The sequence below is a fragment of the Enterobacter sp. CPE_E890 genome (assembly GCF_046521475.1).
Lineage (GTDB): Bacteria > Pseudomonadota > Gammaproteobacteria > Enterobacterales > Enterobacteriaceae > Enterobacter > Enterobacter adelaidei.
Map to the genome: position 1 here is coordinate 2,550,883 of NZ_JBKFZW010000001.1, position 26,796 is coordinate 2,577,678.

At 54.7% G+C, this 26,796-nt stretch carries 23 protein-coding genes and 2 pseudogenes; 14 read left to right on the forward strand and 11 right to left on the reverse strand.

The features are described from left to right. Positions 1-20 precede the first annotated feature (20 nt). Positions 21-209, forward strand: coding sequence for a hypothetical protein (locus ACLHV9_RS12545; protein ID WP_410375977.1), 189 nt, complete (start codon positions 21-23; stop codon positions 207-209). After that, entirely contained in the window at positions 209-532 is a 324-nt protein-coding gene (locus ACLHV9_RS12550) for a CcdB family protein (protein ID WP_128347660.1), read from the forward strand. The genes ACLHV9_RS12545 and ACLHV9_RS12550 overlap by 1 nt, the downstream gene beginning before the upstream one ends. A 51-nt stretch (positions 533-583) precedes the next feature. Here ACLHV9_RS12550 and fdnI read toward each other — a convergent pair whose 3' ends face one another. The 3 genes from fdnI to fdnG are packed head-to-tail and all read right to left on the reverse strand — an operon-like array spanning position 584 to position 5,173. After that, entirely contained in the window at positions 584-1,240 is a 657-nt protein-coding gene (gene fdnI, locus ACLHV9_RS12555) for a formate dehydrogenase-N subunit gamma (RefSeq protein ID WP_407220575.1), read from the reverse strand. After that, positions 1,233-2,114 carry a formate dehydrogenase subunit beta gene (fdxH, locus tag ACLHV9_RS12560; protein WP_108089851.1) on the reverse strand — a complete coding sequence of 294 codons (882 nt, stop codon included), beginning with the start codon at positions 2,112-2,114 and terminating at the stop codon, positions 1,233-1,235. Before fdxH ends, fdnI begins: the two co-directional genes overlap by 8 nt. Positions 2,115-2,125: 11 nt before the next feature. Next, on the reverse strand, positions 2,126-5,173 hold the full coding sequence (gene fdnG / locus ACLHV9_RS12565) for a formate dehydrogenase-N subunit alpha (protein WP_407220576.1): 3,048 nt from the start codon (positions 5,171-5,173) through the stop codon (positions 2,126-2,128). Between the two features lie 221 nt (positions 5,174-5,394). On the opposite strand from fdnG, the gene yddG reads away from it, so the two are divergent. From yddG to ACLHV9_RS12580, 3 genes are all read left to right on the forward strand, one after another. Beyond that, complete coding sequence (yddG, locus tag ACLHV9_RS12570) at positions 5,395-6,273, forward strand: aromatic amino acid DMT transporter YddG (RefSeq protein ID WP_407220577.1); 879 nt, start codon at positions 5,395-5,397, stop codon at positions 6,271-6,273. 631 nt (positions 6,274-6,904) lie between these two features. Beyond that, positions 6,905-7,987: a porin OmpC gene (ompC, locus tag ACLHV9_RS12575; protein WP_028018913.1), complete on the forward strand. Its 1,083-nt coding sequence runs from the start codon at positions 6,905-6,907 to the stop codon at positions 7,985-7,987. Positions 7,988-8,067: 80 nt separating this feature from the next. After that, complete coding sequence (locus tag ACLHV9_RS12580; RefSeq protein WP_128347657.1) at positions 8,068-8,508, forward strand: GFA family protein; 441 nt, start codon at positions 8,068-8,070, stop codon at positions 8,506-8,508. Here ACLHV9_RS12580 and ACLHV9_RS12585 read toward each other — a convergent pair. Further along, positions 8,503-9,441: a LysR substrate-binding domain-containing protein gene (locus ACLHV9_RS12585; protein WP_407220579.1), complete on the reverse strand. Its 939-nt coding sequence runs from the start codon at positions 9,439-9,441 to the stop codon at positions 8,503-8,505. The two genes, ACLHV9_RS12580 and ACLHV9_RS12585, sit on opposite strands and share 6 nt — an antisense overlap. 170 nt (positions 9,442-9,611) lie before the next feature. Here ACLHV9_RS12585 and ACLHV9_RS12590 point away from each other — a divergent pair, with 170 nt between their 5' ends. Genes ACLHV9_RS12590 through ACLHV9_RS12620 form a run of 7 tightly spaced genes read left to right on the forward strand, consistent with a single transcriptional unit; the run spans position 9,612 to position 16,063 of the window. Then, entirely contained in the window at positions 9,612-10,562 is a 951-nt protein-coding gene (locus ACLHV9_RS12590) for a branched-chain amino acid ABC transporter permease (protein ID WP_108089847.1), read from the forward strand. A gap of 8 nt (positions 10,563-10,570) precedes the next feature. Then, positions 10,571-11,677, forward strand: a complete 1,107-nt coding sequence (locus ACLHV9_RS12595; protein ID WP_049007294.1) for a branched-chain amino acid ABC transporter permease — start codon at positions 10,571-10,573, stop codon at positions 11,675-11,677. Continuing rightward, positions 11,674-12,441: an ABC transporter ATP-binding protein gene (locus tag ACLHV9_RS12600; protein ID WP_028018908.1), complete on the forward strand. Its 768-nt coding sequence runs from the start codon at positions 11,674-11,676 to the stop codon at positions 12,439-12,441. Before ACLHV9_RS12595 ends, ACLHV9_RS12600 begins: the two co-directional genes overlap by 4 nt. Then, a complete protein-coding gene (locus ACLHV9_RS12605) occupies positions 12,434-13,153 on the forward strand; it encodes an ABC transporter ATP-binding protein (protein WP_407220581.1) in 720 nt (239 codons plus the stop codon). The genes ACLHV9_RS12600 and ACLHV9_RS12605 overlap by 8 nt, the downstream gene beginning before the upstream one ends. Positions 13,154-13,181: 28 nt before the next feature. After that, on the forward strand, positions 13,182-14,339 hold the full coding sequence (locus ACLHV9_RS12610; protein WP_108089843.1) for a branched-chain amino acid ABC transporter substrate-binding protein: 1,158 nt from the start codon (positions 13,182-13,184) through the stop codon (positions 14,337-14,339). A gap of 18 nt (positions 14,340-14,357) precedes the next feature. Beyond that, positions 14,358-14,840, forward strand: a complete 483-nt coding sequence (locus tag ACLHV9_RS12615; protein ID WP_028018905.1) for an L-2-amino-thiazoline-4-carboxylic acid hydrolase — start codon at positions 14,358-14,360, stop codon at positions 14,838-14,840. Continuing rightward, the gene (locus ACLHV9_RS12620; protein WP_129325137.1) at positions 14,837-16,063 is read left to right on the forward strand and encodes a Zn-dependent hydrolase; all 1,227 of its coding nucleotides are present in this window, start codon (positions 14,837-14,839) and stop codon (positions 16,061-16,063) included. The genes ACLHV9_RS12615 and ACLHV9_RS12620 overlap by 4 nt, the downstream gene beginning before the upstream one ends. Before the next feature lie 39 nt (positions 16,064-16,102). Here ACLHV9_RS12620 and ACLHV9_RS12625 read toward each other — a convergent pair whose 3' ends face one another. Together ACLHV9_RS12625 and ACLHV9_RS12630 are read right to left on the reverse strand one after the other, a co-directional pair. Beyond that, on the reverse strand, positions 16,103-17,986 hold the full coding sequence (locus tag ACLHV9_RS12625) for a potassium transporter Kup (RefSeq protein WP_028018903.1): 1,884 nt from the start codon (positions 17,984-17,986) through the stop codon (positions 16,103-16,105). Between the two features lie 89 nt (positions 17,987-18,075). Then, the gene (locus ACLHV9_RS12630; protein ID WP_407220582.1) at positions 18,076-19,563 is read right to left on the reverse strand and encodes an MFS transporter; all 1,488 of its coding nucleotides are present in this window, start codon (positions 19,561-19,563) and stop codon (positions 18,076-18,078) included. A gap of 115 nt (positions 19,564-19,678) precedes the next feature. Here ACLHV9_RS12630 and ACLHV9_RS12635 point away from each other — a divergent pair. Together ACLHV9_RS12635 and ACLHV9_RS12640 are read left to right on the forward strand one after the other, a co-directional pair. Next, positions 19,679-20,155, forward strand: a pseudogene (locus tag ACLHV9_RS12635) (TetR family transcriptional regulator); the annotation flags it as partial. A gap of 54 nt (positions 20,156-20,209) precedes the next feature. Then, positions 20,210-20,906, forward strand: a protein-coding gene (locus ACLHV9_RS12640; protein WP_370610343.1) for an IS1-like element IS1A family transposase whose coding sequence is annotated in 2 segments (ribosomal slippage) — positions 20,210-20,463 and positions 20,462-20,906 — 699 coding nt in all. Because the reading frame shifts where the segments join, the coding sequence is not laid out codon by codon here. Between the two features lie 19 nt (positions 20,907-20,925). Here ACLHV9_RS12640 and acnB read toward each other — a convergent pair. The 5 genes and pseudogenes from acnB to citF form a co-directional block, all read right to left on the reverse strand. Continuing rightward, a pseudogene (acnB, locus tag ACLHV9_RS12645) lies at positions 20,926-23,271 on the reverse strand (bifunctional aconitate hydratase 2/2-methylisocitrate dehydratase); the annotation flags it as partial. Between the two features lie 17 nt (positions 23,272-23,288). Then, entirely contained in the window at positions 23,289-23,837 is a 549-nt protein-coding gene (locus ACLHV9_RS12650) for an RBBP9/YdeN family alpha/beta hydrolase (protein WP_108089835.1), read from the reverse strand. Between the two features lie 20 nt (positions 23,838-23,857). Then, positions 23,858-24,733: a triphosphoribosyl-dephospho-CoA synthase CitG gene (gene citG / locus ACLHV9_RS12655; RefSeq protein ID WP_407220587.1), complete on the reverse strand. Its 876-nt coding sequence runs from the start codon at positions 24,731-24,733 to the stop codon at positions 23,858-23,860. After that, the gene (gene citX / locus ACLHV9_RS12660; RefSeq protein WP_407220588.1) at positions 24,708-25,247 is read right to left on the reverse strand and encodes a citrate lyase holo-[acyl-carrier protein] synthase; all 540 of its coding nucleotides are present in this window, start codon (positions 25,245-25,247) and stop codon (positions 24,708-24,710) included. The genes citG and citX overlap by 26 nt, the downstream gene beginning before the upstream one ends. Before the next feature lie 5 nt (positions 25,248-25,252). Beyond that, on the reverse strand, positions 25,253-26,773 hold the full coding sequence (citF, locus tag ACLHV9_RS12665) for a citrate lyase subunit alpha (RefSeq protein WP_134708160.1): 1,521 nt from the start codon (positions 26,771-26,773) through the stop codon (positions 25,253-25,255). Between the last annotated feature and the right edge of the window lie 23 nt (positions 26,774-26,796).

Here is a 26,796-nt window from a genome sequence, read left to right on the forward strand (position 1 = left end):
CACCAACAAAGGAGCTTAAAATGAAACCAAACCGAAGCAAAGACTATGGTAAAAGGGAGAGCGTGGCGAGTGGAGTCTCCCGTGAAGCCCAGACACAAGAGGCGCAAAGACGACAGCATCAGCAATATAAAGAGTTCATAAGAGCCATGAATGAATTTACGGCTAAAGCGGGATTATTATCAGACGATCCTTTCTTTGGAGGGATTTAATGTGCTTTCAGTTTGACGTTTACCGTAACCCTTCAGAGAGAACCCGGGACTATCAACCTTATTTTATGATAATTCAACATGACTATTATGATGATTTATCAACAAGACTGATTATTCCATTAAGTTACCACAATTATTTATGTGGACATATCAACGCCGCGGCGCCCTTAGTGAATATTGATTTTGAGCGATATTTTCTTAACACCGCTGGCATAACACACGTGGAGAAAAAGAAACTAAATAATAAAAATTATGTATGCAATCTTCGCAGCGCGAGGAGTACTGTGATTGCGGCGATCGATGCATTAGTGACCAATACATAACGTAGGCCCGCGCAAGTGCAGCGCCGCCGGGCAAAGCCGACGGCGCAGGGTTTACTTCAATCCTTCCGTACTTTCCTGTTTCGCTTCCAGACGTTCCACATCACGATACCAGCGCGGGTGATGTTTTTGCGCCCAGCGGCGGCTCACCTTCCCTTCAATCATCCCTTTAATCGACCCTTTTACCCAGAATGCCATATACATATGGATCAGGATGGCATGAATCAGGATGATGGCCGAGGTCGCGTGGATCAGCAGCGCGTACCGCACTGCCTGGATCGGGAAATAGTGCGCGAAATACGGACGCCAGATAATCACGCCGGTCACCAGCAGCACAAAAATCATGCTCATGATAGTCCAGAACATCATCTTCTGCCCTGCGTTGTATTTGCCCACTTTCGCGACTTTATGCTCGTTACCCTTCAGGACTTCGACGATCCCTTTCACCCACGGAATATCCTGTTTGTCAGGAATATTGTGATGAACAAAGCGCACGAACATAAACATTAGCACCACGAAAATCAGCACGCCGAAAAACGGGTGTAGAATACGCCCCATTTGCGGAGTACCGAAGGTTTCGGTCAGCCACTGCAGCGTCGGGAAGAAGAACGAAATCCCCGACACCGCCACCAGGAAGAAGCAGATCACCACCGTCCAGTGACAGGCGCGGTCGACAAACTTCGTGCGCACGATCATTTTCGACTTACTCATGATGATCCTCCTCGTCGTCTACCTCTTTGTTTGGCCCAATCCCAATGTAGTGATAAATCAGCCCGGCAAAGGTGGCGATAAAGCCCGCCGCTGAGAGCGGTTTAAGCGCCCCTTTCCACAGATTGATGGACGTATCGATCGCCGGATCCTTCGGTAAGTTGTGGTACAGCTCTGGCTGGTCGTTATGGTGCAGCACATACATTACGTGCGTGCCGCCCACACCCTGCGGATTATAAATACCGGCCTTGTCGTAACCGCGTGCTTTCAGCTTGTCTACCCGCGCCTGCGCCACGTCCAGCATCTCTTTTTTGGTGCCGAAGTGGATAGCGCCGGTCGGGCAGGTCTTCACGCAGGCTGGCTCCTGCCCGACGCTGACGCGGTCCACGCACAAGGTGCATTTGTATACCCGGTTATCCTCTTTATTAAGGCGCGGGATATTAAACGGACAGCCCGCAATGCAGTACCCGCAGCCGATGCAGTTGTCCTGCTGGAAGTCGACGATCCCGTTGGCGTACTGAATAATCGCGCCGGCAGACGGGCACGCCTTCAGGCAGCCCGGATCTTCACAGTGCATGCAGCCATCTTTGCGGATCAGCCACTCCAGCCTGCCGTTCTGCTCGGTTTCGCTAAAGCGCATTACTGTCCAGGATTTGGCGCTCAGATCCGCCGGGTTATCGTAAACCCCAACGCAGTGCCCAACGTCGTCGCGGATATCATTCCACTCCGAGCACGCCACCTGGCAGGCCTTGCAGCCCACGCAGGAGGAGACATCGATAAGCTTGGCGACTTCTGCCTTGTAGTCCCGCGCGCGGGGCGCGGGAGTTATCGGGTTAGTCGCAGAGCGTTTGATAACGTCTTGTGTTTCCATCGCCATGTAATCGCTCCTTACGCTTTCTCGATGTTAACCAGAAACGCCTTGTACTCCGGCGTTTGCGAGTTGGAATCGCCAACGTTTGGCGTCAGGGTATTGGCGATGTAGCCTTTCTGCGCAACGCCCTCAAAGCCCCAGTGCAGCGGAATACCGACGGTTTCCACCTGCTGCCCGTTCACGTTCAGAGATTGCAAGCGGCGAGTGACTACCGCCACTGCGCGAATAAAGCCGCGCTTGCTGCTCACCTTCACGCGGTCGCCGTTGGCAATGCCCTTCGCTTTTGCCAGGGTTTCGCTTATCTCCACAAACTGTTCCGGCTGGGCGATGGCATTAAGCCGCGCATGCTTGGTCCAGGTGTGGAAGTGCTCGGTCAGGCGATAGGTGGTCCCCACATACGGGAACTTATCCTTCTTACCTAAACGCAGCACATCGTCCTCATAGATCCGCACCACCGGGCTGGAGATAACGTTCGGGTGCAGCGGGTTGGTGCCGAGCGGCGTTTCCATCGGCTCGTAGTGTTCCGGGAATGGCCCTTCCGCCAGCTTGTCGAGAGCGAACAGGCGTCCCAGCCCTTCCGGCTGCATGATAAACGGCCCGGTGTTGCTGCCCGGCGCGGCGGTGTTGTAGTCCGGGATATCGTTCCCCGTCCATTTTGTCCCGTTCCACTGAATCAGCATCCGTTTCGGATCCCACGCTTTACCGTTGATATCCGCCGAGGCACGGTTGTATAGCACGCGACGATTGAGCGGCCACGCCCATGCCCAGCCCAGCGTATTGCCCAGCCCCGACGGGTCAGCGTTATCTCGGTTAGCCATCTGGTTACCCTGCTCCGTCCAGCTACCGGCGTAGATCCAGCAGGAAGACGCCGTCGTGCCGTCGTCGCGCAGCAGCGCGAAGCTGTTCAGCAGTTGGCCTTTTTTCGCCACCAGGGCGCCGTTTGCGTCAAAGATATCCGCCAGCGCTACGCCATTGTTCTCTTTGGCGACTTCCTCTGACTCAGGATGGTCAGGCTGCTTGTAGTTCCAGCTCATCATCAGCAACGGCTCAGCGCCTTTGCCGCCTTCGGTGCGGTACATTTCGCGCAGGCGATGGTAAATCCCGGCCAGGATCTCGCCGTCGTTACGCGCTTCGCCCGGAGCGTCCTGGCCTTTCCAGTGCCACTGCAGCCAGCGGCCAGAGTTAGCAATAGACCCGTCTTCTTCCGCAAAGCAGGTGGACGGCAGGCGGAACACTTCGGTCTGAATGGATGCGGTATCGACATCGTTCATCTCGCCGTGGTTCTGCCAGAAGTTAGAGGTCTCAGTGACCAGCGGGTCGATAACCACCATGTACTTGAGCTTGCTCAGGCTGCGCACAACCTTGTTTTTATCCGGGAACGAGGCCACCGGGTTGAAGCCCTGGCAGATGTAACCCGTGACGTTGCCTTTATCCATCATGTTGAAATATTTGATGACGTCGTAAGCCTGATCCCATTTTGGTAGCCAATCGAAGCCCCAGTCGTTCTCCTTCTGGGCCGCATCGCCGTAGAAGGATTTCATCAGGCTGACGTAGAACTTCGGATAGTTGCTCCAGTAGTTCACCTGATCCGGTAACGTCGCTTTTGGCGTATTCGCCGCCAGATAGGTTTGCAGATCGGCCTGTTTTTCGGACGGCAGCGTCAGGTAGCCCGGCAGACTGGTCGACAGTAAACCAAGATCCGTTAAGCCCTGAATATTGGAGTGACCACGCAGCGCGTTCACGCCGCCACCGGCCATGCCCATGTTGCCGAGCAGCAGCTGGATCATCGCCATTGTGCGGATGTTCTGCGCGCCCACGGTATGCTGCGTCCAGCCCAGCGCATACAGGAACGTGGTGGTTCTGTCGGCGGCGCTGGTGGAGGCCAGCACTTCACACACCTTCAGGAAGTCCGCTTTCGGCGTGCCGCAGATGTTCTCCACCACGTCCGGCGTATAGCGGGAGACGTGCTGCTTCAGCAGGTTCCACACGCAGCGCGGGTGCGTCAGGGTTTCATCACGCAGCGCATAGCCGTTTTCATCGAACTGATAGTTCCAGGACGTTTTATCGTACTGGCGTTGCTCGGCGTCATAGCCGCTAAACAGCCCGTCATCGAAGGCAAAATCATCCCGCACCAGCAGATTCGCGTTGGTGTAGTGTTTAACGTATTCCGCGTTAATTTTGTTGTTTTCGATCAGGTACAGCAGCACGCCGGACAGGAACGTAATGTCCGTACCGGAGCGGATCGGCGCATAGATATCGGCCACCGATGCCGTACGCGTAAAGCGCGGATCGACGACGATAAGCGTCGCATCGTTGTTATTTTTCGCTTCCATCGCCCAGCGGAACCCCACCGGATGAGCTTCCGCGGCGTTACCGCCCATCACCACCACGACGTTAGCGTTTTTGATATCAACCCAGTGGTTGGTCATCGCACCGCGACCAAATGTTGGAGCAAGACTTGCTACCGTTGGTCCGTGTCAGACGCGCGCCTGGTTGTCTACCGCCAGCATGCCGAGAGAGCGCACAAATTTTTGCGTCAGCATGCCGGTTTCATTGCTGGCTGCAGAGGCACATAGCATCCCGGTGGAGAGCCAGCGGTTAACCGTCACGCCCTGAGTATTCTTTTCAATAAAGTTGGTATCGCGGTCGGCTTTCATTAATTTGGCGATGCGGGAGAAGGCCTCGTCCCAGGAGATACGCTGCCACTTGTCGGAACCCGGCGCGCGGTATTCCGGGTAGCGCAGGCGGTTTTCGCTGTGAACGTAGTCCAGCAGCCCCGCCCCTTTCGGGCAAAGCGCTCCGCGGCTCACCGGATGATCCGGATCCCCTTCAATATGGTAAATCGCTTCTCTGGCGTTCTTCGCGCCATCGCCCAGGCTATACATTAAAAGCCCACAACCTACGGAGCAGTATGTGCAGGTGTTACGGATCTCTTTTGCGCGCAGCAGCTTATAGTTGCGTGCCTGAGCCAGCGCCATTTTGGGAGCAAATCCCAGCATGGCTGCCGTTGTTCCGGCCATACCGCCCGCGCAGATTTTAAAAAATTGTCTGCGGCTGACGTCCATTGTTGTCCTCTTTTTCGAATAAGACTTCGCGCCGCAAACTAGCAGTAACTCCCCTGATTTTTTTGCGTCAAATCAAGGTCATCTGTCTTCACCCCCTTAATAGTCACCACCGATACATTTAAATACCCCTTTTTGATTAACGGTTTAAGAGAATAATTGGCGACAGTGTCAGGATGAATGCGATACATTTTTCCTTTGATTTTTATTGCAATGGCGAAGTAATGGACAGAAAAAAAGCAACGCTTATTGGGCTGGCGGCAATACTGTTATGGAGCACGATGGTTGGGCTCATTCGCAGCGTGAGCGAGGGGCTGGGGCCGGTAGGCGGTGCGGCAATGATCTACACCGTCAGTGGATTATTGTGTCTGGTGACGGTGGGATTTCCTGATATTCGCAAATTCTCGCCACGCTATCTTATTGCAGGCAGCGTGCTGTTTGTCAGCTATGAAATTTGCCTGGCACTCTCGTTGGGCTATGCCGCAACGCGATCGCAGGCCATTGAGGTCGGCATGGTCAATTATCTGTGGCCGAGCCTGACGATTGTATTTGCCATTATGTTCAACGGGCAAAAATCAACTCTGTGGGTGATCCCCGGCTTAGCCATCTCATTGCTGGGCGTCTGCTGGGTATTAGGCGGTGAACAGGGATTACATCTTGAGGAGATCACCCGCAATATCGTTTCCAGCCCGCTGAGCTACGCGCTGGCGTTTGCCGGGGCATTTATCTGGGCGGCCTACTGCACCGTAACCAGCAAATTTGCCAAAGGGCAAAACGGTATTACCCTTTTTGTTTTGCTGACTGCGTTGAGTCTTTGGGTGAAATATGCCCTTAGCGAGCAGCCAGAAATGGTATTCAGTGTCCCGGTTGTCGTGAAGCTATTAATGTGCGGTGTTGCTCTGGGTTTTGGCTATGCCTCATGGAATATCGGTATTCTCCATGGCAACGTCACGGTACTTGCCGCCGTATCCTATTTTACCCCTGTACTTTCTGCCGCTCTGGCTGCCGCACTGCTGAGCTCTCCACTCTCTTTCTCGTTCTGGCAAGGTGCGCTGATGGTCTGCGCCGGGTCGCTGCTTTGCTGGTTCGCAACACGAAAATAAGGGTCCGTCGTTCTGCCGGGAGGCGTGTATTCCGGCAGAAAATTAACATAAATTTAATATGTGATCGCGCGTCAAAATATTCATAAGCTCATTAGAGAATGTGTTTAAATTCTGTTTATATTATCGTTGTTTTGCATTCCCCCCCTCCTCTCTTCTTGACATAAACTGACACCGTAGCGCAATTACTCTCCTGCGAATATTAACAACCTTAATAGCACAAAGTGCAATAGTGTGTTTCTGTGTATTTCAGCAAAAAGCACGGTAATTACGTGCATTCAATAACCTAACACAATGATTTACGGTAAACGGTTAAGCTTAATTCTACAAAATGCACCGATAAAATTGATAGTAACATAACTAAATTAAACCATTGAAAAACTATATTGCGGATAATAGATCTGATAAGGAAATATACAAAACCCGGTTAAACACTCTTCATTTCATTCTGTTTAGCGACCATTTATCCGATCTCGATCACACTAAAGGAAATTATTAGCAATAATTTGAAACTTATTATTGAAAGGCAACTACAACATTTTTAAAAATAGCATGCCATTGACGAACAGCCTCGTTTAGAAATCGTTCGAAGTGGCTCAGGAAATACTTAAGAAAATTATAAGGAATATTTAAGATGAAACTTAAATTAGTTGCAGTGGCAGTGACTTCCATGTTGGCAGCAGGCGTTGTTAACGCTGCTGAAATTTATAACAAAGACGGTAACAAGCTGGATCTGTACGGTAAAGTAACAGGTCTGCACTATTTCTCTGATGACACCAGCAACGACGGCGACAAAACCTACGTACGTCTGGGCTTCAAAGGTGAAACTCAGATCAACGACCAGATGTCCGGTTACGGTCAGTGGGAATATGAATTCAAAGGCAACAACGATGAAAGCAACGGCGACAAAGGCAACAAAACGCGTCTGGCTTTCGCTGGTCTGAAATTCAACGAATTCGGTTCTTTCGACTACGGTCGTAACTACGGTGTTGCTTACGACATCGGCGCATGGACTGACGTTCTGCCAGAGTTCGGTGGTGATACCTGGACGCAGACTGATGGCTTCATGACTCAGCGTGCCACTGGCGTTGCAACCTACCGTAACACCGACTTCTTCGGTCTGGTTGACGGCCTGAACTTTGCCGCTCAGTACCAGGGTAAAAACAACAAGCGCGACATCACCGAAGCGAACGGTGACGGTTGGGGCTTGTCTTCTACCTATGAAATGGACGGTTTCGGCGTGGGTGCAACCTATGCGAAATCTGACCGTACCAACAATCAGGTTCGTGCTGGTGAAGTGGCTAATACCATGAACGCTGGCGGTGACAACGCAGAAGTTTGGGCTGCTGGCCTGAAATACGATGCAAACAACATCTACCTGGCAAGCACCTACTCTGAAACCCGCAATATGACCAACTTCGGTAAAGGTTATATCGCGAACAAAGCTCAGAACTTTGAAGTTGTTGCTCAGTACCAGTTCGATTTCGGTCTGCGTCCATCCGTTGCTTACCTGAAATCCAAAGGTAAAGACATCGGTACTTATGGCGACCAGGATCTGGTTGAATACGTTGATGTTGGCGCGACTTACTACTTCAACAAGAACATGTCTACCTACGTTGATTACAAAATCAACCTGCTGGACGACAACAAGTTCACCAAAGATGCAGCTATTGCTACCGACAACATCGTTGCTCTGGGTCTGACTTACCAGTTCTAAGATTTGTCAGTATAAAAAGGCCAGCCTTCGTGGCTGGCTTTTTTTATACCAGTTTGACTGGCGTAATAAAGGAGCACGCCATGCACATATTCAAAGGACGCTGTCTATGCGGGATGAGCCAATTCAGCGTTTCCCTCAACAATTTCGACGTCTATGCCTGCCACTGTACGCAATGTCAGAAGTGGTCAGGTGGAATTGCCATGTATCTGGAAGCCGTGGGTAAACCGCTTGTGGAGCAAGACTCGATTGCCCCTTCTCACTTCTCGTCCTCTGCGCGAGGAGAACGCTGGTTCTGTCCGGGGTGTGGTTGTCCTCTGTGGTTCAAGCTGACCTCAACAGCACGCTATTTTATTCCATGGACATTACTTGAGATGAGCGAAGATGAACGACGTCGGCTGGTGCTCGCCGCTGAAATCTATACCGAAACCCAGCCCGCATTCTTTGGTCTGACCGGACAATATGCGCGCTACAGCGGTTCAGAAATTGAAGCCATGGATAAGCACTGTTTGCTTACCTCATAGGAGATTCTCCCCCGCGGCCCGACGAAGCCAGTTTTGCAGTAGCTTACCGTCCTCAGTCATCTCCGAATCCGAACGAACACAGAGGTAGTAGTCGCGCCCGTCATCAATGGGTAAGTCAAATATCTTCACCAGCTCACCACTCTCAAGATAAGGTGCGATCAGCGGCTCACGCATCAACGCGCAGCCCAGCCCGGCCTGTACTCCCGCCAGCGTCAAAAGTCCGTCCTCAAACAGGGGGCCACTGCGCCGCAGAGGGCGTTTCACTCCCTGTAACAGGAACCACTGTGACCATGTGGTGCGCTCCTCATCGTGCAGCAACGGCATTTGCAGCAGTTGCTCTGGCGTGTCGATATGGCCATGAATGCGCAAAAATGCACGGCTGCATACAGGCACCATCTGACCGGAGATCAATTTTTCACTCTGATATCCCGCCCACTGACCGTTGCCGAAGCGAATCGACATATCCGACGCATCGCTCAGATAGTTACGATGATTGGCATACACTACGTTGATCTCGGTTTGCGGATTGGCACGCATAAAAGCAGGCAGACGCGGGATAAACCACCCCATGCCAAAAAGCGGGATCAGGCTGATGGTGACCTGACGCGTTTGCGCCTGTTCAGCCAGATGCTCCGTTGCCTGGCGCAACACGTTAAAAGCCGCACGGATGGAGCGGTAATATTCACGTCCGTGCTGGCTCAGCACCAGCCTGCGCCCCTGGCGTTCCGTCAGCGGCATTTGCAGGAACCCTTCGAGCACCTTGAGCTGGTGACTGACAGCAGACGGTGAAATATCCAGCTCCTGTGCCGCCAGCGTAACACTGCCCAATCGGGCGATAGCTTCAAAAGCACGTACAGCCCGTAGCGGCGGATCATTGGCCAGTCGACTTTCTCCATAAATGGGTAGGCCAGGTGACTGTTCTGTTTTATTCATATGTTGATTTCTTTAGGCTTTATACCCGAAAACGGAGTTTTTATATTTTCATATAAATCATAAAGATAAAACAATATCTGTTTATCATAAGAAATAATATATGTGTATTTTACAATTTATTTCATTTGTTGGATGGTAGCCGCAGAAAGAGCACTTTGCAGGAACCTACGTTGGATACATTCATACAACAACTGATCAACGGTGTGATGCTGGGAAGCATCTACGCGTTGATCGCGCTGGGCTATACCATGGTGTATGGCATTTTGCGCATTATTAACTTTGCCCATGGCGATATTCTGATGGTGGGTGCGTTAACCACACTTTCTGCCATGAACAGCCTCAACAATACTTTCCCGCACCTGCCGCTTCTGATTCAGCTCGGTTTTGCCTTGCTGATCGCCATGTCCGTTTGTGCCCTGCTGGCGATGGCCGTGGAGCGCTTTGCCTACCGACGCCTGCGTAACGCGCCGCGTCTGGCACCGCTGATCTCCGGGATTGGCGTCTCGGTGCTGCTGCAAACCGTGGCGATGATCGTCTGGACGCGCAACCCTCTGATGTTCCCTCAGATCCTGCCCATGGAACCGATCGCCGTGACGTCAGGAAGTGAACTGCATCCCCCTGCCATTGTGACCGTCACCGGCATTGTTACCGTGGTGCTGGCGCTTACAGTGATGACAGGGCTATGGCTGCTGGTGGAATACACCCGCCTGGGGCGCGGCATGCGCGCCGTGGCGGAAAACCCGCGCGTCGCCACGCTGATGGGGGTTAACCCCAATGCCATTATTACCCTGACGTTCGCCATTGGCGGCATCTTTGCCGCGCTGGCAGGCGTCATGATGGCGAGCAACTACGGCAACGCCAGCTTCTCAATGGGCTTCCTGCCGGGAATTAAAGCATTCACAGCCGCCGTGCTGGGCGGTATTGGTAACATTCGTGGCGCCATGATTGGCGGGATCCTGCTCGGCATCATCGAAGCGCTGGGCGCAGGTTACCTGGGTGAACTGACCCACGGCGTCTTTGGCAGCAACTATCAGGACGTCTTTGCCTTCATCGTGCTGATTCTGGTACTGGTCTTCCGTCCGGCAGGTCTGCTGGGTGAGCGTGTGGCAAACCGAGCGTAAGGGATACTATGACAACCGTACAACTACAAACGCCGACCGCTACGCGCAAATTCTGGTCCGGTATGAGTTTGTTCTGCCTCGCACTGCTGATTGCGCCAGTGGTTGCCAGCCAGCTCGGCGGAAATTACTGGGTGCGCGTCATTGACTTCGCCCTGCTCTACATCATGCTGGCGCTGGGGCTGAACATTGTGGTCGGCTACACCGGCCTGCTGGACATGGGCTTTATCGCCTTTTACGCAGTGGGTGCCTATCTGGCCGCCCTGCTGGCTTCACCGCACCTGCTTGAAGTGTTCCCGATCCTCACGGTCTGGTTCCCGGACGGGCTGCACACGTCTTATCTGTTGATTATTCCCATAGCGGCACTGGTTGCAGCGGTGTGCGGCATCGTGCTCGGTGCGCCAACGTTAAAGCTTCGTGGGGATTATCTGGCGATCGTGACGCTGGGCTTTGGGGAGATCATCCGCATCCTGATGCGTAACCTCGACCGTCCGGTGAATATCACGAACGGTGCGAAAGGTATTACCGGCGTCGATACCCTGAATCTTTTCGGCCTGAAATTCAGCGGTGTGTATCACTGGTTCGGTTTTAAAGTGCCTGCCCTATGGCTGTGGTACTACCTGCTGATGCTGGTGATTGTGGCCATTATTTTTGTTTGCCTGCGCCTGCAACACTCGCGTATTGGTCGCGCCTGGCATGCCATTCGTGAAGATGAGGATGTGGCCCGCGCGATGGGCATCAACGTCCGTAACTATAAGCTACTGGCCTTTGCGATGGGTGCCTCATTTGGCGGCGTAGCGGGTGCCTTGTTCGGCGCGTTTCAGGGCTTTGTCTCCCCGGAATCCTTCACGTTACAGGAATCCATTGCCGTGCTGGCGATGGTGGTGCTGGGCGGTATGGGGCATATTCCGGGCGTGATCCTCGGCGCGATACTGCTTACCGCCCTGCCGGAACTGCTGCGCAGTCAGGCAGCCCCGGTTCAGCAGGCGCTGTTCGGTACGGTGCTGATTGACCCCGAAGTGTTGCGTCAGCTGTTCTACGGCCTGGCGCTGGTGCTGGTCATGCTGGTTCGTCCTGCCGGGATCTGGCCGGTACGCCACAAGGAGGTGAATACATGAGTCTGTTAACCGTACGCAACATGTCCAAACGTTTCGGTGGGCTTACCGCCGTGGATGACGTTTCGATCGCCGTGAACAAGGGTGAAATCTACGGGCTGATAGGTCCTAACGGGGCGGGAAAAACCACCTGCTTTAACCTGATCACCGGGCTTTATCCGGCGGACAGCGGTGAATTTTCAATCGCCGATAAGCCCTATTTCCCCAGACACATTGAAAAGGTCACCGCCGCCGGGATTGCGCGTACCTTCCAGAACGTGCGCCTCTTTAACGACATGTCGGTGCTGGAAAACGTAATGGTGGGTCGCCACGTGCGCACCCGTAACGGTCTTTGGGCCGCGCTGAGCCGCCACAAACGCGCCCGCGCAGAAGAAATGCAAACCCGTGAGCTGGCCTGGCACTGGCTGGAATACACCGGCATTGCGAAGTTCGCCCACTACCGAGCCTGCGATCTGGCCTACGGCCATCAGCGTCGACTTGAAATCGCCCGAGCGCTGGCAACCGACCCTCTACTGCTGGCACTGGACGAACCCGCCGCCGGGATGAATGCAGCAGAAAAAGTAGCGCTTGGCGAGTTACTCATCCGCCTACGTGATGACGGTAAAACCCTGCTGATGATTGAACATGACGTCAAGCTCGTGATGGGCATCTGCGATCGCCTGACGGTGCTGGATTACGGCAAAACGCTCGCCAGCGGCACGCCGGAGAGCGTTCGTCGCGACCCGGCAGTGATCGCCGCCTGGCTTGGAGGCAACGCCCATGTCTGAATTACTGAAAGTGGAACGCGTGGACGTGCATTACGGCGGTATTCAGGCCGTACGCGATGTCTCTTTTACCCTGCACAAGGGCGAGCAGGCCACGCTGATCGGCGCTAACGGTGCGGGTAAAAGCTCCACCGTGCGCGCCATTACCGGACTGGAAAACTTTAGCGGCCATATTGAATTCAACGGTAAAGCGGTGCGTAAGCACAAGCCCGAAACCCTGCTCCGTGACGGACTGGTGATGGTCCCGGAAGGCCGGGGAATCTTCTCCCGAATGACGGTGCTGGAAAACCTGCAGATGGGCGCCTGGCTCAGGCGTGACACTGTCACCGTTAAGCGCGAGATGAACGAGATTTTCGAGCGCTTCCCGCGTCTGGGCGAGCGCCAGCATCAGCTTGCCGGGCTGCTGTCCGGCGGAGAGCAACAGCTGCTGGCCCTTAACCGCGCCCTGCTCAGTCGCCCGCGCCTGTTGATCCTCGACGAACCCTCAATGGGGCTTGCACCGAAGATGGTAGAAAACATTTTTGCCGTCATAGCCGGCCTGCGCGAGCGCGGCGTTGCCCTGCTGCTCATCGAACAAAACGCCCGCCTGGCGCTGGAAGTCACCGACAGCGCGTGGGTGATGGACAGTGGCAGCATTGTTCATCACGGCGAATCGAAAGCGCTGCTCAATGACGACCAGATTGCACAGATTTATTTGGGCGAAATGCCGGCTTAACAACACTAACCAACATCAGGGAAATACAATGAAAACAGTAAAAATCAGCGCGCTCAGCGCCGCTATTCTGCTCGGTGGTTTTGCCTCAACGGGCGCATGGGCCGCCGACAGTGAAACCGTGGTTATCGGTCTGGCGGGCCCGCTCACTGGACCATCGGCCCGTATCGGTAAAGATCTGGAGAATGGCGCACAGCTGGCGATTGATGACATCAACAAGCAGCACCCGACCATCGGCGGCAAAGCGGTGACATTCAAACTGCAGTCCGAAGACGATCAGTCTGACCCGCGCACCGCCGTGGCCGTGGCGCAACGTTTGGTGGATAGCGGCGTGGCGGGCGTTGTCGGTCACTGGAACACCGGTACCAGTATTCCGGCTGCGCGTGTGTATCACGATGCCGGTATCGCTCAGGTTGCGCCCGTAGCGACCGGTCACGCCTATACCAAACAGGGTTTCGATACCAGCTTCCGCGTGATGGGCCACGACGATGACGGCGGCCAGTTGGCCGGACAGTACGCGGTAAATACCCTGAAAGCGAAACGCATTGCGGTGATTGACGACCGTACCGCGTTTGGTCAGGGGCTGGCGGACCAGTTCATTAAATCGCTGGAAGCACAGGGCGTGAAGGTTGTCGATCGTCAGTACGTTGATGACAAAACGGTGGACTTCAGCGCCGTACTGACCGCCATCCGGAGTAAAAACGCCGATCTGATCTTCTTCGGCGGCGTCGACAGCCAGGCAGCACCGCTGGCGCGTCGTATCAAACAGCTGGGCATGAACGCCACGCTGATGGGCGCAGGCGGATTTGTCAGCCAGACGTTCCTGCAGCTGGCGCAGAAAGAAGGCGAAGGCGTGGTCGCGCTGGAGCCGGGTCTGCCCGTTGACCAGATGCCGGGTGGAAAGGCATTCGAACAGGCCTATCAGGCCCGCTACCACACCCATATCGAACTGCACGCCCCGTTCGCCTATGACGCCACCCGCGTGCTGGTTGCGGCGATGGAAAAAGCAGATTCCGTTGAGCCGTCCGACTATCTGCCCGCCCTGCGCGCCATCAGCTACTCCGGCGTCACCGGCCAGATAGCGTTTGATAAAGAAGGTAACCTGAAATCGCCGTCTTTCACCGTTTACAAGGTCGTCGATGGCAAATGGCAGCCGCAAACCGTGCTGGGTGGCACAAAAGCGAAGTAACGCAGTGAGGGCAATGTGATGAGTAATAATAACGAGCTGGGCATTCTCGCCCGCCGCAAAATTGAAGCAGAAATTATTAAGCCAATTTATGAAATCCTGGTGCGCGAGATAGGGAAAACCCGCGCCCAGGCGGTCATTGGTGAGGCCATTGAGCAGGCTGCAATTGACGCAGGCAAAGCGTTTGCCAGCAAAGAACCCAACGGCGCGGACGTAAAGAGTTTTATCGCACTGCAATATCTGTGGGAGAAAGATAACGCGCTTGAGGTGAAGGTTATCGACGCCGACGACCAGCAGTACAACTACAACGTGACCCGCTGTCGCTACGCGGAGATGTATCACGAAATGGGGCTGGGCGAGATTGGTCATCTGCTCTCCTGCGCGCGCGATGAAAAATTCATCGTTGGCTATGCGCCGGACGTGGAACTGACCCGGACCACCACCATCATGCAGGGCGGTTCATGCTGTGATTTCCGCTACCGCAGCAGTAAGGACAAGACATGATCCGCGTCAACGCCGAACGACTGTGGTCAACGCTTGAGATGATGGCGCAGATCGGCGGTACGCCCGCCGGTGGCGTCACCCGTCTGGCACTGAGCGAGGAAGATCGTATTGCGCGAAACCTGCTGCGCGGCTGGGCGCTGGACGCGGGTTTCACCTGCGACGTCGACAGCATGGGCAATATGTTTATCCGTCGCCCGGGGAAAAACCCGCAGCTTGCCCCGGTCATGACGGGTTCACATGTGGATACCCAGCCGCAGGGCGGTAACTACGACGGTGTTTACGGCGTGCTGGCAGGGCTGGAGCTGCTGCGAACCCTTAACGATCATCACGTTGAGACTGAACGTGACGTTGTGCTGGTGAACTGGACTAACGAAGAAGGTGCGCGCTTTGCGCCAGCCATGCTCTCTTCAGGGGTCTGGACGGAGCAATTTAGCGAAGCGTACGCGCATGCCCGTGCGGATAACGATGGCATCACCGTGGGCGAAGCGCTGGATAGCATTGGCTACCGGGGTGAAATCCCTGCTCGCGCGTTTCCTGTTCACGCCTGCTACGAACTGCACATCGAGCAGGGACCGATCCTGGAAGACGAAGCCATCGATATCGGCTTAGTCCGCGCGGCAATGGGCCAGCGCTGGTTTACCCTGACGCTGGACGGATTTGCCGCCCACGCAGGCACCACGCCGATGCACAGCCGCCGCGATGCGCTGACCGCCTTCGCAGAGCTGGCGCTGAAGGTGGAAGAGATTGGCTATCGGCATGCCCCAGACGGACGCGCGACGATCGGTATGGCGCAGGTTACGCCAAACTCGCGCAACGTCGTGCCGTCTCGCGTGGAATGCAGCGTTGAGTTTCGCCACCCGGAGCAGCAGGCGCTGGAAACCATGGAGGCGGCGCTGCATAAAGTGGCTGAAAGCCTGAGCCTGCGCGGCGTGTCGGCTCTCGTTGAACGTATTTTTGACTACGCGCCCATTGCGTTTGATGCCGAATGCCTGGCTCGTACGGAGAAGGCCGTGGCGAAACTGGGCTATTCGTCGAAACCGATGGTCTCCGGCGCGGGTCACGACACCTGCTATGTCAGCAAAATTGCGCCCGCCAGCATGATATTTATCCCCTGCGTGAAAGGCATTAGCCATAACGAAGCGGAAAGGATCCTGCCAGAATGGTCGGAGAAAGGGGCGAATGTGTTATTGCATAGCGTCCTGTCTGCGGCGCTTGAGAAATAGAACGGTGCGAAAGCAGAGGACCTCTGCTTTCGCCAGAGTCTACACGGCAACGCGTCGGCTGATTTCGACAACCCTGTCGCTGGGAAGGTGATAGTGGTTGATGACGTGCGTGCAGTTGCGCTTCATGAAAGCAAAAATATGCCGTTGCCATGCTGCCATACCCGCTGTTCCATCACCTGCTACGATAGTTTCATGTCCAACATACCAGGTGGCATCATCATTCGCGAACAGCACGTTGATTTCACTGACACCCTGTAACAAATGCGGGATATCCGGGTGCTCCATAAAACCGTATTGTGCCACGCCGTGCCAGTAACCTGGCGCGCGCTGCTCTACCCTGATCCGTTGTTCTTCCCCCACATAGGGCACATTCAGGATATCAATAGTCAGCGATAACACATCTCGCTGTAGCACCTTGTTGCGCGCAACATGCCAGCGCATGACCGGGGGGATATTGTTCTGTGTACGGGTCAAAAAAACGGCGGAACCTGCAACTCTGGGTACCGTCTTTTGCTGAAGCTGGTTAAAGAACGCATCCACGCTGATGCCCTTCTCGCCCACCGATGCGGAGACCGCCTTAACGCCGCGGTGCCAGATCAGCATCACCGTACAAATAGCTGCGGCCATCAGCAGCGGAATATAGCCGCCTTCCAGGACCTTAATCAGATTGGCAAACAAGAAGGTGGCATCAATCACCAGGAAACAGAGGGCAATAACCGCGCTGCTGACCCGACTCCAGTGCCACACTTCCCGCATTGCCACAAATAGCAGGCCCGTCGTCATCAGCATGGTTAATGACACGGCAATACCGTATGCAGCAGCAAGCTTGTCGGAAGATTTGAAGAACACCACCAGCCCAATCGTTACCACCATAAGCAGCCAATTGATTGTGCCTATATAGATTTGACCGTAGCTTTCTGCCGCCGTCTGTTTGATCCGTAAACGGGGTAACCAGCCGAGCTGAATAGCCTGCCGCGTCATGGAAAAAGCGCCCGTAATTATCGCCTGACTGGCGATTATCGTCGCCAGCGCGGCAAGAATAATGAGCGGAAACTGCATCACAGGCGGACACAGCATAAAGAAAAGGTTTTGTTTACTGTCGGCTCCGGCCAGGATCAGCGCGGATTGCCCCGCATAATTGAGCAGCAATGCGGGAAATACGACACCGTACCAGGCAAGCCAGATGGGTTTTTTACCGAAATGCCCCATATCGGCGTACAGCGCTTCAGCACCAGTCACACAGAGAAAAACGCCCCCCAGGACCAGAAAACTGGTGTACCCGTTCGAAAACAAAAACGCGATGCCATACGCAGGATTCAGCGCCAGCAATACCGATGGGTGCTGAATGATCCCCCATACGCCCAACGCTGCAATTGCAAAAAACCACAGCGCCATGATCGGACCAAATATCTTTCCTATACGAGCGGTACCAAAAGGTTGGATCAGAAAAAGTGCCAGTAAAACCATGACCGTGAGCGGCAATATATACGGCTGCGATTCAGGAAAAACAATTTCCAGCCCTTCCAGAGCGGAAAGTACGGAGATTGCCGGGGTTATCGCGCCATCACCGTAAATCAACGCAGCGCCGATAAGTGCGGAAAAAATGACCCAGCGCCCGCCTTTCCCTTTTTCCACCAGAAGCGACATCAATGCCATGATGCCGCCCTCGCCATGATTATCAATTCGCATGGCGAATGCAGCATATTTTATGGATGTCACCAGGATGAGTGTCCAGGTAATCAGCGAGAGCAGTCCCAGAACCACTGCGGGCGTAGGATCATGCTCAGAGAGCGACAACACGGTCCTGAAGGTATAGAGCGGACTGGTGCCAATATCACCAAAAACGACACCCAGCGCACCACCGGCAAGCAGGGTTAACCGGGAGAACGGTTGGCGCGATTCACTGCGGTGGAGCAGGCTCATATTTTCCAGCAAGAGTCAGATAATCCTTTAAAAAACATAGTGCATCTGCCCCACTGACGCCAACCATAAACCTGGTTTTCCGGATCTATTTACCGCGGGTTGACCTTAGCCAGGCTAAACCAAACGCCAACGGCCAGCAACAGCAGCATTCCCCCAGCACTCCCCAACGCCACGCTATGCGAAGTGATAAACGCGCTTTTCGCTGCTTCAATCAGTGTTTCCGCCATCGCGGGTGTCAGATCCTGCGCCACCTTCATCGCTTCACCAATGGATGACGACGCTTTGTCGACGAGAGAAGCATTCAGCCCCTGTGGCAATTCGATCGACGCCGTGAAGCTGCGGGTCAACAGCAGACCAAAAATGGCGATCCCCAGACCGGCACCCAGTTCATACGACATGGTTTCAATCGCTCCTGCTGCAGCGGCTTTCTCTTTTGGCGCAGCAGCCATGATCGCTGAGGTTGAAGCCAACAGCGCGCTGGCAGCACTGAAGCCCAGCAGCACCATCAGGCACCACGCCTGCCACTGCTGGTTGCTGAAGTCGAGCAGCGACAGACCAATAAAACTGACGGCACTCAGCCCCATTCCTCCAGCGGCGACGATGCGTAACCCCAGATGTCCAACCAGTACACCGGCGATCGGCCCACTGAAGCCGCTGGCAACCATCAGAGGCAGCATAAACATCCCTGCTTCAAACGGCGTAAAGCCGTGAACAAACTGCAGCTCCTGAGCCATCAGCAGCTCAAACCCGACCAGCGCAATCATCGCAGTCATCGCCATTACCACGCCACTCAAAATGATGCGGTGGCAGAACAGACGCATGTCGATCATCGGCACGCGCGCGCGAAGCTGAATACGCACGAAGATAAACAGCAGCACCGAGCCGGTAACCAGCGCGGACACGACGACGCCTGGTGCCAGGACGCCTTTTAGCGCGGTCTTTGCACTGTAGACCAGCAGTAAAATCGCCGCGATTAGCATGATGGCATGGCCAATATTAAGCGGTTGTTCCGGGCGACCTTGCTGACGCGGCACAAAACGTGCGGCCAGCGAAACCACGACCAATACAATGGGTACGTTGATTAAAAATACCGATCCCCAGTAAAAATGTTCGAGCAGCATACCGCCAATCAGCGGACCAAATGCTGCGCCACCGGACCCCACAGCCGCCCAGACGCCAAGCGCGATATTACGATCCCGCGCTTCAGTAAACAGCGTGCGGATACCCGCGAGCGTAGCCGGAATAATCATCGCCGCACCAATCGCCAGCGAGGCGCGCGCCGCAATCAGCCATCCTGCAGACGGGGCAAACGCAGCCGCCAGCGATGATAAACCAAACAACGTACTGCCGATCATTAACAGCCGTTTGAAACCAATACGATCACCCAGTGCGCCCATCGGCAGCACCATCCCCGCCATCACCAGCGAGTAAATATCGATGATCCAAAGCAATTCATTGCCGCTGGCCCCCAGCGTCATGCTCAATGTCGGCGCCGCCACGTGCAGCACCGTTGCGTCGATCGCTACCGGGATATACACCAGCACGATAATCACTAACGCTAACCACTGACGAAACATAAATTTCCTTTTAATTAAATCATGGACACATGTCCAGAATGCGATCCTACGTAAAGTTGAACGCGTGTCCAGCTTTTTGTTACACTCGTTTCATTCCTATTGAGAGTGAGTCGAAATGCGATATCTGAGCAAGGATGAACGGCGGGAAGAAATCTTACAGGCCGCCATGCGCGTGGCGCTGTCCGAAGGACTGGCGGCAATGACGGTACGCCGCGTTGCAGCTGAAGCCGGGGTCGCGACCGGACAGGTTCACCATCATTTTACCTCCGGCGGGGAGCTAAAATCGCTGGCTTTTGTTCGCTTGATCCGTGAACTGCTGGATGCAGATGTCGTCGGCAAACAGGCTGGCTGGCGGGAGCAGCTTCATGCCATGCTCGGGAGCGATGATGGCAGGTTTGAACCTTACATTCGCCTGTGGCGTGAAGCGCAGATCCTGGCCAACCGCGATGCTGACATTAAGGGTGCCTATATTATGACCATGGAAATGTGGCACCAGGAAACGGTGGCCCTTATCAGAGCAGGCACTGAGGCTGGGGCATTTAGCCCTGATGACCGGGCAGAAAACATTGCCTGGCGTTTGATTGGGCTGGTGGGTGATGCTGCCAACTTACTGATTTAGTGTATGATGGTGTTTTGAGGTGCTCCAGTGGCTTCTGTTTCTATCAGCTGTCCCTCCTGTTCAGCTACTGACGGGGTGTTGCGTAACGGCAAAAGCACTGCCGGACATCAGCGCTATCTCTGCTCTCACTGCCGTAAAACATGGCAACTGCAGTTCACTTACACCGCTTCTCAACCCGGTACGCACCAGAAAATCATTGATATGGCCATGAATGGCGTTGGATGCCGGGCAACCGCCCGCATTATGGGCGTTGGCCTCAACACGATTTTACGTCACTTAAAAACTCAGGCCGCAGTCGGTAACCTCGCGCATACAGCCGGGCAGTGACGTCATCGTCTGCGCGGAAATGGACGAACAGTGGGGCTATGTCGGGGCTAAATCGCGCCAGCGCTGGCTGTTTTACGCGTATGACAGGCTCCGGAAGACGGTTGTTGCGCACGTATTCGGTGAACGCACTATGGCGACGCTGGGGCGTCTTATGAGCCTGCTGTCACCCTTTGACGTGGTGATATGGATGACGGATGGCTGGCCGCTGTATGAATCCCGCCTGAAGGGAAAGCTGCACGTAATCAGCAAGCGATATACGCAGCGAATTGAGCGGCATAACCTGAATCTGAGGCAGCACCTGGCACGGCTGGGACGGAAGTCGCTGTCGTTCTCAAAATCGGTGGAGCTGCATGACAAAGTCATCGGGCATTATCTGAACATAAAACACTATCAATAAGTTGGAGTCATTACCCGTGACTTCCTTCCTGCACCCTCGCCTGATTCCCCATGCAAAGGGAACAGCCCGCAGGCTCGATTCTCGCCCCCGATTTAATAAACTGACTAAAATAGCCTTCACGGGAGAGTTGCTGGGCATCCATTTTAGTCGGCGGTGCGAGCCACAAACGCGCCTGATTTTCGCTGGCACCGGCCATAATTTTACCCGCTGCGCGAAAATGACCAATGTTTGTCATGCAGGAACCAATAAAGACCTCTTCGATTGGAGTGTCCGCAACCTCAGAAAGTAAACGGGCATCGTCCGGATCGTCTGGCGCGCATACTACCGGTTCGGTGATTTCATTAAGGTCAATCTCAATCACTGCGGCATATTCTGCGTCAGGATCGGCAGACAGCAATGAAGGGTTAGCCAGCCATGCCTCGATTTCAGCGATACGACGTTCAAGCGTGGCAGCGTTCTCATAGCCGTGCTTAACCATCCAGCGCAACAGTGCCGCATTGGAACGCAGATACTGTATAACGCTCTCTTCCGACAGACGCATGACACAAGCGGCAGCGGAGCGTTCCGCGGATGCATCAGCCAGTTCAAACGCCTGCTCTGCACTTAACCTGTTCAGGCCTTCAATTTCCAGGATTCGCCCAGAGAAAATATTGCGCTTATTCTTTTTCTCAACCGTCAACAGTCCCTGCTTTCTGGCGTAAAGCGGAATGGCATGCACCAGATCGCGAAGGGTGATCCCTTTTTGCATCTCGCCCTTAAAACGCACCAGCACCGATTCAGGCATATCCAGCGGCATAATGCCGGTTGCGGCGGCAAAAGCCACCAGCCCGGAGCCGCCCGGGAAGGAGATCCCCAGCGGGAAGCGAGTATGAGAATCGGCACCTGTTCCCACCGTGTCAGGTAGCAGCATGCGATTAAGCCAGGAATGGATAATGCCGTCGCCCGGTTTGAGCGCAACCCCTTTACGGCTGGTGATAAACTGCGGCAGGGTTTCATGCAGTTGGACATCCACGGGTTTCGGGTACGCAGAGGTGTGGCAGAAAGACTGCATCACCAGATCGGCTGAAAAGGTGAGGCAGGCAAGATCGGTCAGCTCATCACGCGTCATCCCGCCGGTGGTGTCCTGAGAGCCTACGGTAGTGATCTTCGGCTCGCAATACTGCCCCGGACGGATCCCCGCCACACCGCAGGCTTTACCTACCATTTTTTGCGCCAGCGTAAAACCTGTTGCGGATGGTGCGGGTGACGCGGGCTTGCGAAATACCTCTGAAGGCTTAAGCTTCAGCGATTCCCGCGCTTTCGCCGTCAGGCTGCGCCCGATAATTAACGGGATCCGCCCGCCGGCGCGCACTTCGTCCAGCAGCACATCGGTTTTAAGGGTAAAGGTCGTTACCAGCCGCTGGCTTTCTGTCTCACGAATTTCCCCCTTGTAGGGGTAAAGATCGATCAGCATCCCTGTCGTCAGCGCGGAGACATCCATCTCTACCGGCAGCGCGCCGGAATCTTCCAGCGTATTGAAGAAAATGGGCGCAATTTTTCCGCCAAACACAAACCCGCCGTTGCGTTTATTCGGCACGTACGGAATATCGTTCCCGATGTGCCACAGGATGGAGTTGGTGGCGGATTTACGTGAGGATCCGGTCCCTACGACGTCACCGACGTACACCAGCGGCCAGCCTGCCGATTTTAATTCTGACAACTGACGCAAAGGGCCACGCACGCCAGGCTCATCGGGTTCAACCCCTTCCCTGGCGTTACTGAGCATGGAGAGCGCGTGCAGTGGAATGTCGGGTCGTGACCACGCCTCGGGTGCCGGAGACAAATCGTCGGTATTGGTCTCGCCGGGGACCTTAAACACCTTCAGGGTGATTTTTTCAGGCATGGCCGGACGACGGGTAAACCATTCGGCATTCGCCCAGGACTGAAGCACCTCTTTTGCCCGGACGTTACCGTTCTTCGCTTTAGCTTCCACCTGGCTGAATTTTTCAAAGATCAGGATTGTAGAAGAAAGCTGCTCGGCGGCCAGCGGTGCCAGGCTCGGATGGTCGAGAAGCTCAATCAGCGGCTGGACGTTATAGCCCCCCTGCATCGACCCCAGCAGCATCGTGGCCTTTTCGGGAGAAAGCCCATTAATCTGGTATTCCTGTAACGCTACCTTAAATAAAAACGCGGCTTTTAACTTTGCGGCAGGATCGACGCCCGGCGGTACGCTGTGGGTTAATAAGTCAATTAATAATGGATGAGGTGCGGACGCATCGTTAATTAAACGATGAATAACTGCATCGGTTTGTTCCGCTGTTAACGGTTTCGCCGGAATACCCGTTTCAGCGCGCGCTTTCAGGTGCTGATTATAATCATCTAACATAGGTTCTCCTGTTAAAGCTAAAGTTGTTCACAAAATTCTGTTAATCGTTTGAGTCCGTATGGCCATTCGCCAAAGCCAGACTCAGAATTAATATGTCCGGCCTCACCGATATCGATGAGATGACCGCGCCAGCACGTAGCCCAAAACTGAGCGCGAGAAAAAGGCATCAGAGGGTCGTTTCTGCTGGCAAACATCATGCAGGGAACCGGTAATGGGGTTGGCTGAATGGCCTCGTCAAGGCCGAACATTGCAGGTTCTGCCGGTGCAACCATCACAACTCCGGCGACATTTGCCTGCCGTGTTTGCAGCAGTCTGCACGACGCCAGCGCGCCAAAGCTGTGGCCGACGAGGATAGCGGGCAACTGGCATACTGCCAGCTCGCGGGTAATGGCGGAGACCCAGTTTTCAATATCGGGCTCTAGCCAGTTTTTCTGCTGGATCCGTTTCCAGAAAGGAAAGCGTCGCCCCCAGCAGCTTTGCCAGTGATGTTCATCGCTGTCTCTCAGACCCGGCACCAGAATAAGGGTATAAACGTTACTGAGCTGCTGCAGGCGTTGTTCAATCATGACGTTTTCCTGTTACGCGATTATTCGGCTGGAAATTGCGACAATAACCATCCAACGGAAATAAGATCGGCACTACCTCCGGGGCTTAAATTGCGTTTGATAAATTCCGCGTCCATTCTGCATAACGCCTTGACTAATCTATTTGCCGTCAGGCGTTTTATTTTTAATAGCCGTCTGGAATAGCGCCTGGCGTAATTCAGCCCTTTTACTCCCCCACGGGAAACCAGATTGGTATCCGGGTTCACCGCCATCATTCCCAGAAACATTCTCAGTAACGCCAGGTCTTCGGATTCGCCCTGACGTAACGCAGTTTGCAGTTGCGGGAGACCTGCCTGGCGCACCGTGATGAAACCACGGGCAGCTTCTCCTCTCGCCCCTGTGAACCCGTATTTCTGGAACTGCTGCTCGCCTTTCGTTTTGGCGATACCGGTCGTTTTCAGTTCCTGTTCAACGATGCCTGTACAGATAAGGCGGGTCTCATGGCATAAACTGCGCTGCGTGAGCGCTTCATCTCTTTGCGTCAGACGTCCCGCCGCGGCACACAGCAGCCCCAAAGAAAAGATCCCTCCTTTATGGGTATTCACGCCACCGGTGGCGTTAAACATTGCCTGCTCACAGGCCAGACCGGTCGGCCTTATGGCCCGCAGCGTTTGTGGGCCAGCAAGACGGGCGGTCTCTCTGCCGACGTTAAAGAACGCTGAAAACCAGGGCGCAATCGCCGCGATACTGGTCATGAACAGCGCGAAGGTCATGTCGCAATGCGCACCATTGTTTACGCGATCCACCAGACCCGGTTTCGGGGTTAAGTTGATTTCCCGGTACATGGACTCGGCAGCCAGCTCAGCGAAGGTGCGCTGAATGTCTGGCGCATTACATCTGGCAAGCGAAGTAGTCATCGGTTAACTCCTCGATTACGCTCGCGAGTTCGGCATGCGAATGACGCCGCGCACGCGAGCATACGTGGGCCGGTTCATGGCAGATAAAGCATTTGCGCATCGGTTGCTGGATGGCGTTTCTTTTCAGCTGTCCCGTCGTAGGACAAAACACGTCGATATCCCATAAGCGTCCAAGAGGATGGTTATCTTCCAGGTGTGCCGTGACGTGTTTTATCATCCACGCGGGTGCCGATACCGACCAGAGCGCTTCTGGTCCCGTGACCGGTTGCAGGATCTGATGCCGACAAACCGTCCACTGATGCGCGAGAAATACGTCGGCAATCGCCTGATTCGCGACGGCCATCACCCGTCTGGCCAGTTCGGTATCTTTCACCTCCCCAGGCCAGACCAGCGTGACGGACACCACGGAATGTTCAGACTGAAACAGCCACGCCTGCTGCCGACGGGCTCGCTGCTCTCTGGAACTCAACACCTGTTCCAGAGAGACTTTCGCGTTCGAGGCTTTATCCGTCATGGGGATTACTCCTTCACCTGGCGAACCACATCAATCACGCTGCCGTCGCGGTAGCGAACCACGCCGACTATCCGGTCAGTGAACTCGACAGGCTTAGGTTCACCCGAGATGAGCAGCGCCTTTTGGTACAACGCATCGATGTCGACAACGGCCAGCCCGGCGTTAAGCAGGCGTTCACGAATTTCCGGGCGCGCCGGGTTCACGGCAATACCGTGATCGGTAACCAAAACGTCAATACTTTCGCCCGGCGTCACCAGGGTGGTGACCTGTCTGACGACGGTAGGAATGCGGCTACGGATCAGTGGGGCAACCACGATGGTGAGATTTGCCGCCGCGGCGACGTCGCAGTGCCCGCCCGACGCGCCGCGCATCACGCCGTCGGAGCCGGTCAGGACATTAACGTTGAACTGGGTGTCCACTTCCAGCGCGCTGAGAATGACCACGTCTACCCTGTCGCAGCAGGCGGCTTTTGCAGCCGGGTTCGCATAGACGTTAGTAGAGATTTCCACGTGGTCGGGGTTGACCGCCAGGGAAGCCGCTGCCGCGCCGTCAAAGCTTTGCGTATCGAGGATCTTTTCAATTAACCCTTTTTGATGCAGATCGACAATGCTGCCCGTGATCCCGCCGAGCGCAAACCGGGCGACGATATTGTGCTTACGCATCCGGGTTTCCATAAACCGCGTGCAGGCAGTTGACGCCGCCCCTGAGCCGGTCTGAATAGAAAAGCCGCTGCGGAAATAGCCGGAGTGTTCAATAACGTCGGCAGCAGAGCGGGCAATCATCAGCTCGCGTGGATTACTGGTAACCCTGGCGGCACCTACGCTGATTTTTGCCGGGTCGCCGACGCTCTCAATCTGCACGACATAATCCACCTGATCCTGCACGATGCTTGCCGGCATGTTGGGGAACGGTTTCAGGGTTTCGGTAAGCAAGACCACCTTTTTGGCATATTGCGCATCGACCATCGCGTAGCCGAGGGAGCCGCACTGCGATGTACCACCGTTACCGCTGGCATTGCCGTATTCGTCGCTGCAGGAGACCGCCAGAAACGCAACATCAATGGTAATTTCGCCCTGCTGAATCAAATTCACCCGTCCACCGTGGGAGTGGATCTGCACCGGCTCGTCCATCAGCCCGTGCGAAATCGCGTCCGCCAGTTCGCCGCGCATCCCGGAGGTATAGATTTTGCCGATCACACCATTACGAATGTGTTCAATAAGCGGTGCATTGCATGTCATCAGGGAGCTGGAGGCAAGCGTGAGCCCTTTCAGGCCGCGCTGAGCGAGCTTATCCATCACGTAATTGATGACCTTATCTCCTTCGCGGAAGGCGTGATGAAAAGACACGGTCATACCGTCATGCAGGTCGCAGCGGGCCAGCACATCGTCGACGCTTGCAAAAAGTTTGCGCTGATATTTTTGCTGGCTGTCAGCAAGATAAGGCGTCATCGCGTTAGCGCCGCTGAATGCGACGTACTCACGGCGAGAGCCAGGAATGTAATGCAGGGTTTCAGTTTGGTTTTTCATTATTCATCCTGTCGCTTGCGATA